Origin of the sequence: Streptomyces sp. SAI-135, assembly GCF_029893805.1 — a bacterium.
Taxonomy (GTDB): Bacteria; Actinomycetota; Actinomycetes; order Streptomycetales; family Streptomycetaceae; genus Streptomyces.
The window spans coordinates 8,051,460-8,065,698 of the sequence record NZ_JARXYP010000002.1 but is presented as its reverse complement, the minus strand read 5'-3'; the positions used below and the strand labels follow the sequence as shown (position 1 = coordinate 8,065,698).

Sequence of the window (14,239 nt, the reverse complement as noted above, 5' to 3'; positions counted from 1 at the left end):
GGCCGGTCGGCGTACGCGCTCGGCCGGCCCGGAACGGAGGGCCGGGCGGGCACCGGATCAGGGCCGACCGGCCCTGTCGCCGTCGGCCTCGACCGGCTCCAATGTTCTGACCATGGAACAGACGCACGCTCCCCGTACACCACCACGGAATCCTTCATGAGTTCCGGCAACGCCCAGCCCGGCCAGGCCGAACCCCGCCGAACCATCGGGCTCGGCAGCGTCGAGGCACTGCGGCTCCTGGGCGGCGTCTCCTTCGGGCGGATCGGTTTCACCCAGCACGCGCTGCCGGCGATCCGCCCCGTCAACCACGTCCTGGTCGACGGGGACATCGTGATCCGGACCCAGGCCGGCGCGGCCCTGACGTCACACGCCCGGCGGGCGGAGGACCCCGGGGTCGTCGTGGTGTACGAGGCCGACGCCATCGACCCGGACACGCACCTCGGCTGGAGCGTGGTGGTCACGGGCTACGCCCACCTGGTCACCGACCCGGACGAGCTGGACCGGTTCCGGGCGCTGCTTCGGCCCTGGGTGGAGCAGACCATGGACTACGCGGTGCGTATCCGGCCGGATCTGGTCACGGGCATCCGCCTGACCCCGGTCGACAGCTGATCCGTCGCCGGCTGCGGTCATGTGCTCGGTGTGCGGGTCAGTCGTGGGTCACGACAGCCACCGGTGAGAGCGCCGCACGGAGCACCTGGTGGGTCACCGGGCCGATGTGCGGGCCGAGCAGCGCGGGCCGGCGCCTGCGGCCGACAACGACGAGCACCGCCTCCCGGGAGGCGTCCACCAGGTGGGACCCGGCGGTGCCGACCACGGTCTCCACGGCCACCTCGACCCGGGGGAACTTCTCCCGCCAGGGCCACAGCGCGTCGGCGAGCGCCTCGCCCGCTCCGGTCTGCGGCATCTGACGGCCCCCGTCGTCCGGCGCGCCGGACGAGCTCCAGCCGTGGAGCACTCTCAGGCCGGTCCGACGGCGAGCGGCCATGTCGAAGGCGAACTCCAGAACCGTTTCGGCGGGGCGGTCGCGCAGGTCGAGGCCGAGGACCACGTCTCGGCGCGGGCCGGGCGGGGCCGCGGTCCCCCCAGGGTGCGGCCGTTGTCCCGCAGTGGCCCGGACGAGGACGACCGGCCGCTCGGCACGCGCCAGCACGGCCGACGCCACGGAGCCGAGCAGGTACCCGGCGGCCCGGCCGAGGCCCCGCGACCCGAGGACCAGCAGCTCCGCCCCGCGGGCGGCCTCGGTCAGCGCAGCCGCGGGCCGGCCGGAGAGCCGGGCCGTCGTGAGGTGCAGGCCGGGCCGGCGGTACGCGAGGACTGCCGCGATCTCGCGCAGCATGTGGGCGGCGCGGTCCGCGTCGGGCGGCGCGACGGCTTCACCCGCGAACGGCACGTAGTCGTAAGGCGGTTGGTCCCCGGCGTGCACGAGACACAGCGGGGCCGCACGGGAGAGGGCGTCGTCGGCCGCCCACTGCGCGGCGGCGACGCTCTCGGGTGAACCGTCCAGGCCGACCATGACGATGCCGGGCATGAAGCTTCCTCCCAAGTCGTCGTCGGCATCATCACGGTGTCGTCCACGGTTCCGACACCAGGTGCGGTGCCCGCCGTGGAGTGGCGGGGCCCTGGGGGCCGTAGCCGAGGCGGATCAGCATCTGGGCATGGCCGGTGTGGTCGGGCGCGGGGTTGAGATCCAGGCGCAGGTCGGGCCATTCCATGGGCTGGTGCAGCAGGGACGCGCACAGGCCGTTCGCCGTGGCCACCAGCAGCACGTGTTCGAGCGACTCTCCGGCACGCAGCCAGTCGGTGCGCCGGTCGTGTTCGGTCGTGAGCAGAGCGATGACCGGGGTGGTCTCGAAGGCCTGGGCGGGCAGCCGTTCGGGATGCCGCTGCGCGGTGAAGTCCCGCATCGGGATCTGCTCGCGCGCGTCCTGCGGTCCGAGTGCCGCCGCCGGCAGACCTATGTCGGCGGCCGCGTCCTCGTCCGGGTGCAGCCAGCGGCGGCTCTCCATGCCGCGCTCCGTGTCGGTACGGCTGCGGTGCTCGGCCTCGGCGGCCACCCGCAGAAGACGGACCGTCTCGGTGTGCTCGGGGAAGGTGAGCAGGGCACCCTCCGTGTGCGCGGCCTCGGCGAGCTCGGCGCGGACCGCCGAGGGGACCGGACGGTCGGAGAAGGGCATACGGCTGCTGTGCCTGCGCCAGACGGCCGGATAGAGGTCGGCGCGGAACTTCCCGGCGTTGCGGTGGACGGGGGCCGTCATGCGGACCATCGCGAGCAGACCGGGGTCCTCGGGCCTGGGCAGCAGGCGTACCACGGGTGACCAGCCGAAGTGGAGTGCGGCGACCCGGAGGTTGAAGACGGACGCGCCCACCGACAGGTGCAGGGCTCGGCCGACGGGGTCGGCGTGGCGCAGGCTCCGTTCCGGGGCGGCGCGCACCTCCAGGGTGACCGTGTCCGGGTCCAGCCGATAGCGCCAGGGCTGGCTGTTGAAGAACGAAGGCGCCGCCACGGCGGCCGACAGACAGGCCTCCAGGGTCGTGGCGTCGAGAGATGCGATGCGCATGATGCCCTCCTCCCGCACGAGCGTCGGACGAGTCCTGTGCTTCGAGGGTGGGGCAGCAGGCGGGGCGCGGTGAGGGGGTCGATGGTCCCTCGCCCGAGGCCGACCGGGGTACCGCATAAGCGCCCGGCAGGCCGGGACGGCCGGCCCGCCGACCTGGACCGGGCCGAACGGCCCTGCCGGACGCGCGACGTGACCCCGACGGCCCCTGTGACGACCCCTGACCGGCCCCTGCCGGACACGGTCACCGGCTGTCACCTTCCTGAAGGACGACAGTGACGATGGGGAAAGAGGTGCGGACCCATGGCCGGGCGTACGAGCAAGTGGCTGTGGCGGTGGCGCGGCAACCCGCTGCGGCGGCACGACGACGTGCTGGAGGCGTGGCTCGTGCTGGCCGTCTGGGTACTCGTCGCCGTGGGCGGCACGGTCGCCGGTGTCCTGACGGCTCAGGCGGCGGACGAGGTCTTCGCGCGGCAGCGCGCCGAACGGACTGCGGTCAGGGCCGTGCTCCTGTCCGACACCCCGCGGGCCACCGCCCACAGCTACCGCGTCCTGGCCGCGGTCCGCTGGACGGCACCGGACGGGTCCGTGCACAAGGACAAGGCCCTCGTGGAATCGGGTCTGCGGGCCGGAGCCGAGGTCGGGGTGTGGACCGGCCCCCAGGGCGGCCTGGCCACCGCACCGCCGAGCCGGACCGAGGCGTCCGTGGAGTCCGCGCTGCTGGGGGCGGCGTCCGCCTTCGCGCTCTCGGGCGTCGTGTGGGGAGCGGGGAGCGTCGTGCGCCGGGGACTGGACCGTCGCCGCCTGGACCGGTGGGGCGAGGAGTGGGACCTGATCGGCCCCCGCTGGGGACATCGGACCGGTTGAGCACTGCTCACGGGCGAGTGCGCTCTTCGCGGCGAAGTCGAGAGCCTCCCGGCCCGGCGGTGGGCCCGGTCGGCCTCTGCCCAAGGCCCGGCAGGTCTTGGAGGCTGACGGTGAGCGCGCCGTGGCGTGCGGCGCCGCATCCCGTAGGGCGGTTGCCATGGTCGTCCTGGCCGCATTCCTGCACCTGTTGATCCTCGCGGGCGCGTTGTACGACACCGCCCGCTTGTGCGCGTCCCGCCACGGGACCTCACGGCTGCGACGTGGACGCGGGCCGGGGGCGACGGAGAAGCGGCTGGTGGCACAGCGGCTGCACGGCCGGATCGACGCCGCCGCCTACCGGGCGCGGATGTGCGAACTCGCGGAGGGCCGCCGCCCGGTCCGCCGACGGCGTCCGGGGCAGGCCCTTAGCGCAGAGCGTCCGAGGCCGGCACCCCGCCCCTTCGTGGTGCGCCTCGCGCGTGCTGCACGCTCTCTGACGGGCACACTGGACGTGCGTACGAAACCGGGTGGTCCCTTCGGACCGGGTCCGGCGCGATGACGGCGGGGGCAGGCGGCCCACCGCTGCGGCTCACGGGAGCGAGGGAGTCCAGATGACAGACGTACGTACCTTCAGCGCTCAGGATCCGATCCGGGTCTTCCTGCTGGACGACCACGAGGTCGTACGCCGTGGTGTGGCCGATCTGCTGGACGCCGAGGACGACATCAGCGTGGTCGGCGACGCCGCCGACACCCGACACGCCCTCCTGCGCGCGCCCGCCGTACGCCCGCACGTGGCCGTGCTCGACGTCCGCCTGCCCGACGGCGACGGCATCACCGTCTGCCGCGAACTGCGCAGCCAGATGCCGGAGCTGGCCTGTCTGATGCTGACCTCGTTCGACGACGAGGACGCCCTCCTCGACGCCATCATGGCCGGGGCCTCGGGCTATGTCCTCAAGCAGATCCGGGGCTCCGACCTGGTCTCGGCGGTCCGCACGGTCGCCTCCGGCCAGTCCCTGCTGGACCCCGCGACCACCGCACGCCTGATGCGCTCCCTGCGCACCGAACCCGCTCAGGCACCGCAGACCGCCCCCGAGATCGCGGCCCTGTCACCTCGCGAACGCGAGATCCTCGGCCTGATCGGCGACGGTCTCACCAACCGAGAGATCGGCAAGCGCCTCTACCTCTCCGAGAAGACCGTCAAGAACCACATCTCCCGCCTCCTGGCCAAACTCGGTGTCCAGCGCCGCGTCCAGGCCGCCGTCCTCGCCTCCCACCTGGACCAGCCGGAGAGGGACGACCGGCCCGCGCACTGACAGGGCGCACCTGCGAACGCGGGCAGGAGAGGGCCGGTCGGCCCGCACGGCAGGGCCGCCCGACCCGTGATCCGGGGTCTTCGGCCTCATGCGGGGGAAGCGGGCGCGGAGAAGACTTCTTGGCGCACGCTGCTCCGGATTCGAGCGGAGCACCGCGCACCGAGTCCGAGGAGGCGGCGATCATGAGGCGGATACAGCAGACCAGGCTTCCCCGCACTCCGCGCCGACCGGAGCCCCAGGACCTGCGCACGCCCTCGGGGCGTCCCCTCCCCTACTGACGCCCAGGTGGCCCCGCGGCCCCACGAAATGGGGACCGGTCGGCCCTGGTGGACGAGCGGCCGAAGTGGTGTGCTGGACGTGGCGGGAAGGGCTCGCCGGGAGACGCGGGGAAGCGCCTTCGGGGTGCGCACCGCGCAATCAGGATCCGCGAGAAGCGGATGAGCCCTTCCCGCCCTGTGCTGCTCCGGCCGAGGACAGCGACCACCCCGCAGTGGCGTCAGCTGTCCCGCGCCGAGAAGTCCGCCACCCACTTCCTGCGGACCGCGTCCTCGTGCTCGTTCTGTTCCAGGCCCGCCTCGACACGGGCGAGCGCCGTCTCCAGCCGCGGAATCCAGTGCCGCCGCAGCGCCCGCACCCGCCGCCGGGTGCTGAGCAGTTCGTCGCCCACGGCACGGGCCGCGGCACCGGCGGCCGCGTACTCGGCGGCCGCGCGCACCGCGCTCGCGTAGGCGCCCTCCGCGTGGAACAGCGCGGTGTTCGCGGGCGCCGGTTCGTCCGGGTCGGGCTCCGGCACGGCGCACGAGGCGGTACGGGGATGGCGTACCCCCATGGTCGACGTCCAGGTGACCTCGAGTTCCGCGGGAGACCTCGGCGCCGTCGTGCCGAGAGACTCCTCGCCCGTGAGGAGCAGGCCGCGCCGCTGCCAGGACTCCGCCTCCGCGAGTCGCGTGTGCCACGTGTTACGCGCGACGTGCTCGGCGCGCAGCAACTCCTCGTGGCGGGTGTGCAGCACGCGCAGTTTCCGGTCGAGCAGGTCGGCCCCGCGGCGCGCCACCTCCAGGCCGCGGCGCAGCTTGAGCCGACCGGCCCTGCCGGGGGGTACGCGCAGTTCGGCCATGCGATCACCCGCTCTCCGGCACCTGGCGGGCGTCGAGCAACTCGGCTGGGAGCATGGTCAGTTGACCGCGGGGCAGCGTCAGCAGCACCTGCCACGCGCGCTCCAGCGTCTGGTCCAGGGTGCGCAGTTCGTCCCGCCCCTGGTCGACGAGCCCCCGCGCGAAGGCGTCCTCGAAGTCCAGGGAGCACCGGTCGGCCGGGCTGAGCGCCGCCTGTCCGACGAGGTCGGCGAGTTCCCTGACCTGGCGTGCCCGGGCGAGTGCGGACAGCAGCTGTGCCGCCACGTCGAGATGGTCGGGGCGCGTGCGGCCGGACCCCGCTCCCTTGCGCATCAGACGGGACAGCGAGGACAGCGCGTCCACCGGCGGATAGACGCCTCGCGCGTGCATCTGACGGGACAGCACGATCTGGCCCTCGGTGATGTATCCGGTCAGGTCCGGCACGGGGTGGGTGATGTCGCCGGCGGGCATGGTGAGCACCGGCAGCACCGTGACGGAGCCCGGCAGGCCGCGCAGCCGCCCGCAGCGCTCGTACAGCGAAGCCAGATCGCTGTACAGGTAGCCGGGGTAGGCCCGGCGGGCGGGAATCTCGCCGCGGGCCGCGGACACCTCGCGCAGCGCCTCGGCGTAGCTCGTCATGTCCGTCATCACGACCAGGACGTGGCGGCCCTCCGCGAAGGCGAGGTGCTCGGCGACGGTGAGGGCGATACGAGGGGTGAGGATGCGTTCGATGACGGGGTCGTCGGCGGTGTTGAGCAGGAGCACCAGCTCGCCCGCCGCGGACCGCTCCTCCAGCGCGTTCCGTACGAATCCGGCGTCCGCGTGGGTCACCCCCATGGCGGCGAAGACGACGCAGAACGGCTCCCCGCCGACCGTCGCCTGGGCCGCGATCTGGGCGGCCAGCTCCAGGTGCGGAAGACCCGCCGCCGAGAACACCGGAAGCTTCTGGCCGCGGACGAGCGTGGTCAGGGCGTCGACCGCGCTGATCCCGGTGAGCACCGGTTCGGCGGGCGGATCGCGGCGCACCGGGTTGACGGGACGGCCGCCGACCGCGGAGGCGGCGGAGCCGAAGACGGGCGGTCCCCCGTCGAGCGGCTCGCCGCGGCCGTTGCAGACCCGGCCCAGCCAGCCGGGGCCGACGGGGACGCGCAACGGCGATCCCGTGAAGGCGGCGCTCAGCCGCTCCGGGTCCAGGCCGGCGGTGCCCTCCAGGACCTGGACGACGGCGGTACCGCGGTCGACCTCCAGGACGAGTCCGTGCCGCTGTGCACCGGAGTCGGGGGTGAGCAGCACGAACTCGTCCCAGCCGACGCCTTCGACCTTGTCGACGACCGCGAGCGGACCGCTCAGTTCCCGCACCGAGGTGTACTCCACGTGGGTGCTCATGTCAGCTCCCCCAGCCGGGCCACCATGGTCTCGCACAGGCTCCGTACGGTCGCGGCGTCCTCCGGGCCCGCTTCCTCACGGGCGCGGAGCACGGGCGCGAAGTCGACCTGCTCGATCCGCGCCGCCGGCACGCCCCGGCCGACGAGTTCGCGGCAGCGGTCGACGACGGCGAGGACCGCTTCGGCCAGCGCCGCGCTCTTCTCCGCGCCGCTGTAGGCGTCCCGTGCGGACAGCGCGCTCTGCTGGAGCACCCCCTCGCGCACCAGGCGGCCGCCCAGAACGCTGACGCGTTCCTGTGCGGGCAGCGCTCCGATACCGAGCAGGTCGACCAGGTCGGCGAGCCGGTCGGCCTCGGCGAGCAGACCGGCCACCCGGTCCCGGCGGGCCGGCCAATCCGGGTCGTCGGTGGCGGCGTGGTGGGTGCCCAGCGTGTCGGCGTCCCGGGAGAAGGACTCGGCCCAGGACACGGCCGGGTAGTGGCGGGCGTAGGCGAGGTCGCGGTCGAGAGTCCACAGGCAGCGGACGAAGCGCTGGGTGTGGGCGGTGACCGGTTCGGCCATGTCGCCGCCGGGCGGGGACACCGCACCGACGACGGTGACGGAACCGGTGCCGCCGCCGAGCGTGGTCACCGCTCCCGCCCGCTCGTAGAACGCGGCGATCGCCGAGGCCAGGCCCGCGGGGTAGCCCTCCTCGGCGGGCAGCGCGCCGGTCCGGGAGGCGAACTCGCGCAGTGCCTCGGCCCAGCGCGAGGTGGAGTCGGCGATGACGACGACGTCCAGGCCCATGTCGCGGAAGTACTCGGCGACGGTGACACCGGAGTGGACGCTCGCCTCCCTGGCCATCAGCGGCATGTTGGAGGTGTTGGCGACGATCACGGTCCGGTCGGCGAGGCGCCCGCCGGTGCGCGGGTCGGTGAGGGCGGTGAACTCGTCGATGACGTCGGCCATCTCGTTGCCCCGCTCCCCGCAGCCGACGTAGACGATGACGTCGGCGTCGCACCACTTGGCGATCTGCTGGAGCAGGACGGTCTTGCCGGTGCCGAAGCCGCCGGGGACGGCGACGGTGCTGCCCAGCGCCACGGGGAAGAGCAGGTCGATGACGCGCTGGCCGGTGCGCAGCGGCAGGCCGGTGTCCCGGCGCTCACGCACCGGGCGTGGGACACGGACGGGCCAGCGGCTCGTCATGCCGATCGGTGTGCCCGCCACGGTCGCGACGACGGTGTCCTCGGAGTGCCGGCCCGGTCCGACGATGTTCTCCACCCGTCCCGCGCAGCCGGGAGGCACCAGGACCCGAAGGCGCACCGGCCCCGCGTCCTCGATCTCGCCGAGGCTCTCCCCCGGGGCGACCTCGTCGCCTTCCGCGACCCGGGGCGTGAACGTCCACATCGGCGGCTCCGTCCCCGACCCCCGGTCGATGGCGCCCGGCTCCAGCCACGCCCCGGCGGCGGGCAGCGGACGCAGCAGTCCGTCGAAGATCCCGCCCAGCAGTCCGGGGCCGAGGGTCGCGGACAGGGGGTGGCCGAGCGCCCGCACCGGCATGCCGGGCGCGAGGCCGCCGGTGTACTCGTACGCCTGCACGGTGACGACGGCGTCCCGGATGGCGACGATCTCGCCGGGCAGCCCGGACTCGCCGAGCGCGACCAGGTCGTACATGGCGCTGCCGCTCACGCCTTCGGCCTCGACGAGCGGCCCGGTGACCCGCAGGATGCGGCCGGTGCCGTACGAGACGTGCGTCAGGGTGTCCACAGTTCCTCCAGTTCCGCGCCGTGCCGGTCGAGGGCCTGCCGGGCGAGGGCGGCGAGGCTGAGGTCGACCCGGCGGCCCCGGGCCGCGCCGACGACTCCTCCGCCGGGTGCCTCGCGGATCCGGGCGTCCGGGCCGAGCAGTTGCCGGGCCCGGAGGGCCAGTCGTCGGCGCAGGTCCGGGTAAGCGTGGCTGTTGCGCAGTTCCTCGACGCCTCGCACGACCTGTCGGCTCAGTTCCTCCCAGCACTCGCGACGGGCCGCGAGTTCCCGGGCGCGGGCGGTCCTGCGCGCTCGGGCGCGGATCGCGCGGCGGGCGGCCTCGGCGTCGGCGGCGCCCTGTGCACGGGCCTCGGCGAGGATCTCCGCGGCCTGTGCCTCGGCGTCCCCGGACAGGGCCTCGGCGTCCCCGGCGGCAGCGACCAGCAGGGCCTCCGCGTCAGCCCTGGCGTCCCGGAGGAGCCGCGCTCGCACCGGTGCGAGCGCCGCGATGGCCCCGGCGGGTGGGGAGGTTCTCATGACCGCACCACCTTCGAAGACTCACCGGTCGCGGCGGTCACCGGACCGAGGCCGTCCCCGGCGGCAGCAACCAGCAGGGCCCCCGCGTCAGCCCTGGCGTCCCGGAGGAGCCGGGCTCGCACCGGTGCGAGCGCCGCGGTGGCCCCGGCGGGTGGGGAGGTTCTCATGACAGCACCACCTTCGGAGAATCACCGGGTGCGGCGGTCACCGGGCCGGGGTCCTCCCCGGCGGACACGGCGAGGGGCGCCGTGGACCCGGCGGGCGGCCGGGCCCTCATGACGGCATCACCGCGATCAGCCGATCGTCCCCCGGGGCGGTCTGCGGGCCGAGCGCGTCGGCCGCCGTGGGTGTGAGGATCACCAGGCCGACGCCCGCCGGGAGGGCGTGCCAGGCGGCGCGCACCGCTGCCGGGTCCGGGGCGGGAAAGACCGCGACACCGACGGCCGCCAGCCCGATGACCCGCTGCCGTTCCCCGATCGCTGCGATGTGCGCCATGGCTAGGTCTTCCCGATCAGGATGATGGCGACGACCAGTCCGTAGATGGCGATGCCTTCCGCGAGGCCGACGATGACCATGGCCCGGCCGAACAGCTCGGGCCGCTCGCTCAGCGCGGCGAGGGCCGCGGCGCCCGTGTAGGCGACGGCGATCGCCGCGCCGATGGAAGCGCCGGCGACCGCTATGGCGGCGCCGATCAGGGCCGCGGACCCTGAGCCGGAACTCTCCGCGGCCGCCGTGGTGGCGGTGTCCGCGGAGGCCGGGCCGCCGCTCAGGGCGACCAGCAGGAGCACGAGGGCTCCGGTGAACAGTGCCGCGTCCGCCGCCAGGACCGACCGCAGCACGGCCGGACCGTGGTGACGCAGCAGCCGACGGGTCCCGGCGAACGCCGCGACCAGCACCGGTAGTGCGAGCAACCAGACGATCATGATGTCACCTCCGTGCCGTGGGCTGCGGATACCTTTCCGTCGCAGGTCAGGGTGGGTATGTGCCAGGGGCGGAAGGGGCGCCCCTGCGCGTCGAAGACGCGGGAGAACAGTTCGTAGAACTCAAGCCTCAGCGCCTGCACGCTGGCCACCAGTGCCTCGAGGGCGAAGGCCAGCGCGTTGCCGGCGAGGAAGAGCAGGAGCCCGGCGAGCAGGGGCACGGCCCCGGCGCCGGTCAGGGCGGTGGTGCCCTGCCAGACGATGCCGCCCAGGGCGGCGTGAGTGAGCCCGAACGCGGCCAGCCGGGCGAAGGAGACCGTGTTGGAGCCGATGCGGATCACCACGTCGAAGAGCTGGACGCCGGTCTGCAGGGCGCCCGCGGCGCCTCCTCCGGTCGTCGCGAGCAGTCCGGTGGCGACGAGGCCCAGGCCGGCGAGAGCGAGGACCGAGCCGCTCACCACGACCGGCGGCAGGTGCAGGGCCACTCCGGCCGCGAGCCCGGCGAAGCCGAGGAAGACGGTGGCTCCCGCGACTCCGGACGCCGCGTACAGGGCTTTCCCCGGGCCGCCCTCCCGCCATCGGTTGACGATGCCGGTTCCGTAGGCCAGGACCAGCAGGACCGCGCCGAGGCCTATCGCCCACGCCAGCAGCCGCATGGGCGCCTCCAGCGGGTCCAGCCACAGCACCGGCAGCACGCCGGTGGGGCCGAAGAACTCCCCGTAGGCGATTCCGGCGAGGACGCTCGCCGCGCCCGCCCCGGCCAGGAAGGGCCACAGGGGGCGCAGGAACGCGAGGCGCCTCGGCCGGCCCGAGCGCAGCAGCAGCGCAGCGAGCAGGAGCAGGAGGCCGTGGCCCGCGTCGCCGAACATCATCCCGAACATGACGACGTAGGCGACACCGGCGGGCACGGTGGGATCGACGTCGGCGTACGGCACGGTGCCGTAGGTGCGTACCAGGGGGACCAGAGAGCGACGCACGGTGCCGGTGTCGGACAACCGGGTCGGAGGGTCGACGCCCCCGGGCGCGCGCAGCGGGACCACGGCGCCACCGGCGTCCGCCAGCCGCGCGGCGAGCCGGGGCAGTTCCGCCGCAGGACACCATCCGGCGAGTGCGGCGGCGCTCCCTCGGCGGACCGCCGCCTCGCGGCACCTCTCCAGCTCTGCCTCGCCCGCCAGAAGGCCGGTGCGTCCCTCGCGACGCAGGGTGTCCAGATCGGGTTCCGCCGGGGACAGCACGGCGGGCTCGCGGGTGGTGCCCAGCGACTGAAGGTGCCGGGCCGCGGGGCCGGAGGCGGCGGGGCCCTCGGGCAGGTCGAGTTCGACGCAGCCCGCGTCGGCGACCTGTACGAGGGTGTCGCGCAGGGCGTCGGCAGGCGCGACCACGGCCACCCGCCGCATACGGTCCGGGGTCAGGGAGTCAGCCCATGAGTTCATCGAAGTCCTCCAGGGCACGGCCGCCCTGCGCGGCACACTCCAGTGCGGCGCGCACGCGCCAGGCGTCGGCGCCCAGGGCGGCGGCCGCGCCGACGACGGGCGACAGGTCGAACCGCGCTCCTGCCAGCATCGACGCCGCGTCCCGCTCCACCGACGGCCACCAGCGGGCCTCGGCACGCCACAGGTCCTTCGGCTCCTCGACGCCCTCCAGCGCCCAGCGGGCGGACGCCGGCAGCCTGGCCCGGAACTCCTTGAAGGCGGACGCCCCGACGGCGGCCGTGCCGAGCAGGCGTACGGCGTCCTGCCGGGCCGTCCCGGTCAGCCGGTGCCCGGTCAGATGGACCTCGCGGGCCGTCACCAGCGCGGCCTCACCGGCGGCCCAGTGGGCGGCCACGGGTACGTGTGCCGCGGTGCGGGCGGCCGCCGACAGCCTCATCCCGGTGAGCAGGGCCCCGGGGGTGCCGGATCCCGGGTCGCCCCACGCGGAGGCGGCCAGGACGGCCCGCACCTGGGCCGGGGAAGCGGCTCGGGACAGCCGTGGCCAGGCGGTCGCCAGCGCTCCGAGCCGGTAGGGAGGGGGCTGCGGGGCGCCGGCCAGGGAGCGCAGCCGGTCCCGGGTGTTGGCGATCTCGAACCCGGAGGCCAGCAGGCGTACGGCAGCGGCACCGGGACCCGGCTGCCATCCGGCGAGTACCCGCAGTTGCCACAGCAGGGCGTCCGAGACGGCCCGTTGGGCCTGGCCGGGGCCTGCCGTGACGTCGAGCCCGCGACGATAGACGGTGTTCGCCAGGTGGCGCAGGGCTTCGGACAGGCTCGGTGCCGTCGCCAGTTCCCGTGCCGCCCGGGGTCCGGCGCGCGCGGCTGCCATCGCCCTGGCCCGGGTGGCCCCGGCGACCCAGCCGGCGCTCATGGCGCCTCCCGCCCCGGCTCGGCCCCGAGGTCCCTCGCCACCCGGGCCACCATGCGTGCCGTCAGCTCCGGGGTGCGCGCGCGTGCCCTTTCTCTCAGGTCCCGAACGGCGCGCCGCGCCGCCGCGTCCTCGCGTCGGGCGTCGGTGACCGCCTGCGCGCGGAGCCGGGCCGCGGTCTCGCTCCTGACCCGCAGGGCGCGTGCCCGGGCTGTGCGCACGGTCCGGGCGGCCTCGTCGGCCGCGACGCGGCGGCGCTCGTCGGCCCTGCGGCCGGCGTCCTCGCGGATGGCCGCGGCTTCGACGGCGGTGCCGTCCAGCAGGGCGAGGGTGGGCTCGAGTTCGGCGGTGAGTTCGGCGGTCCGGTCCGCGGGCACGGCTCCGCCGGCCGCCCGGCCGGGTGGGGCTGACGGTCGCCAGCGTGCGAGGAACTCGCGCAGCGCGGGCATGGGCACCTCCGTGTCGCCACAGTGCCTTCACGTCTCCTGTCTTCACGTTAGGGACGGGGCCTGACCGGCCACAGAGGCCGTTCGACCTGCGAAAGGGGGCCGGACGGCCCTGTGCCCCCGGCCGTGGTGGCGGGAGAGTGGGCTCAGGGGTCATGTTCCGCGCACCGCGGGAGGTAGCCATGAATGACCGAGACGCGCGGGAAGGCGCGGCCGCGTCCGCCGAGGCACGTCACGCGGTACCCCTGTACGCGCCGAAACCGGCCGAGGAGTTCCGTCAGACCATGATGGTGCGCTACCTCCAGGCCGTCGCCTCACACGCGGCACAGGCGGCCGCGGAGCCGGCCACCGCCGCGTCCGGCCGGGACACGGCGGTGTCGCCACCCGCCTCCCGGGCGGCCACGATCGCCGACCTGCAGGTGCGGCACGTCATGAAGCGCTCCGTCACCGGCGTCCCGGCCGACACTCCGTTCCTGGACGTCGCCCGGATGCTGGCCCGCCAGCAGATCGGTGCCGTCCCCGTGGTGGACGGCACCCAGCACGTCCTGGGCGTGATCGCGGAGTCCGATCTGCTCGCCCGGGCCAGTGACCTGGCGGCCCCCGGCGGACACTCCCGCGCGCTGTCCAGGCTGCTCGGGCGCCACCGGAACGACGGTGAGACGGGCGACACGGCGGACGCCCTGATGTCGGCTCCGGCCCTCACCGTCCGCCCCTGGACGCCCGTGGCGGAGGCGGCCCGCACGGCCGCCCGCTCCCGGATCCGCCAGATCTTCGTGACCGATCACCGCAACCGGCTCGTGGGAGTCGTCAGCCGTGCCGAGCTGCTGCACGCCCTGATCCGGGACGACCAGGCGATCCGTGAGGAGATCGTCTCCCACGTCATACCGAACCGGCTGGGCATCGACCCGGGCGACGTGGAGGTGCACGTCCGCAACGGCACCGTCACGCTCACCGGCAGCCTCGACCGGAAGCTGATACCGCGGCTGACCTCGGAAGTGGCGGCGATCCCCGACGTGTACGAGGTGGACGACCACCTTGTCGCCCGCTGAGGCCCGCCG

At 74.6% G+C, this 14,239-nt stretch carries 16 protein-coding genes; 4 read left to right on the top strand and 12 right to left on the bottom strand.

The window, feature by feature from the left end; genetic code table 11:
- Positions 1 to 156: 156 nt before the first annotated feature.
- Positions 157 to 609, top strand: coding sequence for a pyridoxamine 5'-phosphate oxidase family protein (locus M2163_RS40920; RefSeq protein ID WP_280847812.1), 453 nt, complete (start codon positions 157 to 159; stop codon positions 607 to 609).
- A 37-nt stretch (positions 610 to 646) separates the two neighbouring features.
- Here M2163_RS40920 and M2163_RS40915 read toward each other — a convergent pair whose 3' ends face one another.
- Together M2163_RS40915 and M2163_RS40910 are read right to left on the bottom strand one after the other, a co-directional pair.
- On the bottom strand, positions 647 to 1,528 hold the full coding sequence (locus tag M2163_RS40915; protein ID WP_280896553.1) for a universal stress protein: 882 nt from the start codon (positions 1,526 to 1,528) through the stop codon (positions 647 to 649).
- A gap of 31 nt (positions 1,529 to 1,559) precedes the next feature.
- Positions 1,560 to 2,558 (bottom strand): nitroreductase family protein, encoded by a 999-nt coding sequence (locus M2163_RS40910; RefSeq protein ID WP_280847814.1) that lies wholly within the window; start codon positions 2,556 to 2,558, stop codon positions 1,560 to 1,562.
- 300 nt (positions 2,559 to 2,858) lie between these two features.
- On the opposite strand from M2163_RS40910, the gene M2163_RS40905 reads away from it, so the two are divergent.
- Together M2163_RS40905 and M2163_RS40900 are read left to right on the top strand one after the other, a co-directional pair.
- Positions 2,859 to 3,422, top strand: a complete 564-nt coding sequence (locus tag M2163_RS40905; protein WP_280847815.1) for a hypothetical protein — start codon at positions 2,859 to 2,861, stop codon at positions 3,420 to 3,422.
- Positions 3,423 to 4,012: 590 nt separating this feature from the next.
- Complete coding sequence (locus tag M2163_RS40900) at positions 4,013 to 4,714, top strand: response regulator transcription factor (protein ID WP_280847816.1); 702 nt, start codon at positions 4,013 to 4,015, stop codon at positions 4,712 to 4,714.
- Between the two features lie 496 nt (positions 4,715 to 5,210).
- Here the strand turns inward: M2163_RS40900 and M2163_RS40895 are convergent, their stop codons facing one another.
- From M2163_RS40895 to M2163_RS40850, 10 genes are all read right to left on the bottom strand, one after another.
- Entirely contained in the window at positions 5,211 to 5,831 is a 621-nt protein-coding gene (locus tag M2163_RS40895; protein ID WP_280896552.1) for a V-type ATP synthase subunit D, read from the bottom strand.
- Positions 5,832 to 5,835: 4 nt separating this feature from the next.
- Complete coding sequence (locus tag M2163_RS40890) at positions 5,836 to 7,215, bottom strand: V-type ATP synthase subunit B (protein ID WP_280847818.1); 1,380 nt, start codon at positions 7,213 to 7,215, stop codon at positions 5,836 to 5,838.
- The gene (locus M2163_RS40885; protein WP_280896551.1) at positions 7,212 to 8,960 is read right to left on the bottom strand and encodes a V-type ATP synthase subunit A; all 1,749 of its coding nucleotides are present in this window, start codon (positions 8,958 to 8,960) and stop codon (positions 7,212 to 7,214) included. The genes M2163_RS40890 and M2163_RS40885 overlap by 4 nt, the downstream gene beginning before the upstream one ends.
- Positions 8,948 to 9,475: a V-type ATP synthase subunit E family protein gene (locus M2163_RS40880; RefSeq protein WP_280896550.1), complete on the bottom strand. Its 528-nt coding sequence runs from the start codon at positions 9,473 to 9,475 to the stop codon at positions 8,948 to 8,950. Before M2163_RS40880 ends, M2163_RS40885 begins: the two co-directional genes overlap by 13 nt.
- Positions 9,472 to 9,642, bottom strand: a complete 171-nt coding sequence (locus tag M2163_RS40875) for a hypothetical protein (protein ID WP_280896549.1) — start codon at positions 9,640 to 9,642, stop codon at positions 9,472 to 9,474. The genes M2163_RS40880 and M2163_RS40875 overlap by 4 nt, the downstream gene beginning before the upstream one ends.
- A gap of 106 nt (positions 9,643 to 9,748) precedes the next feature.
- A complete protein-coding gene (locus tag M2163_RS40870; protein ID WP_280896548.1) occupies positions 9,749 to 9,970 on the bottom strand; it encodes a hypothetical protein in 222 nt (73 codons plus the stop codon).
- 2 nt (positions 9,971 to 9,972) lie between these two features.
- Positions 9,973 to 10,398 carry an ATP synthase subunit C gene (locus M2163_RS40865; RefSeq protein ID WP_280896547.1) on the bottom strand — a complete coding sequence of 142 codons (426 nt, stop codon included), beginning with the start codon at positions 10,396 to 10,398 and terminating at the stop codon, positions 9,973 to 9,975.
- Positions 10,395 to 11,828: a V-type ATPase 116kDa subunit family protein gene (locus tag M2163_RS40860; protein ID WP_280896546.1), complete on the bottom strand. Its 1,434-nt coding sequence runs from the start codon at positions 11,826 to 11,828 to the stop codon at positions 10,395 to 10,397. Before M2163_RS40860 ends, M2163_RS40865 begins: the two co-directional genes overlap by 4 nt.
- Positions 11,812 to 12,738: a V-type ATPase subunit gene (locus tag M2163_RS40855; protein WP_280896545.1), complete on the bottom strand. Its 927-nt coding sequence runs from the start codon at positions 12,736 to 12,738 to the stop codon at positions 11,812 to 11,814. The genes M2163_RS40860 and M2163_RS40855 overlap by 17 nt, the downstream gene beginning before the upstream one ends.
- Positions 12,735 to 13,184, bottom strand: coding sequence for a hypothetical protein (locus tag M2163_RS40850; RefSeq protein WP_280847826.1), 450 nt, complete (start codon positions 13,182 to 13,184; stop codon positions 12,735 to 12,737). The genes M2163_RS40855 and M2163_RS40850 overlap by 4 nt, the downstream gene beginning before the upstream one ends.
- Positions 13,185 to 13,363: 179 nt before the next feature.
- Here M2163_RS40850 and M2163_RS40845 point away from each other — a divergent pair, with 179 nt between their 5' ends.
- Positions 13,364 to 14,230, top strand: coding sequence for a CBS domain-containing protein (locus M2163_RS40845; RefSeq protein WP_280896544.1), 867 nt, complete (start codon positions 13,364 to 13,366; stop codon positions 14,228 to 14,230).
- Positions 14,231 to 14,239: the final 9 nt, after the last annotated feature.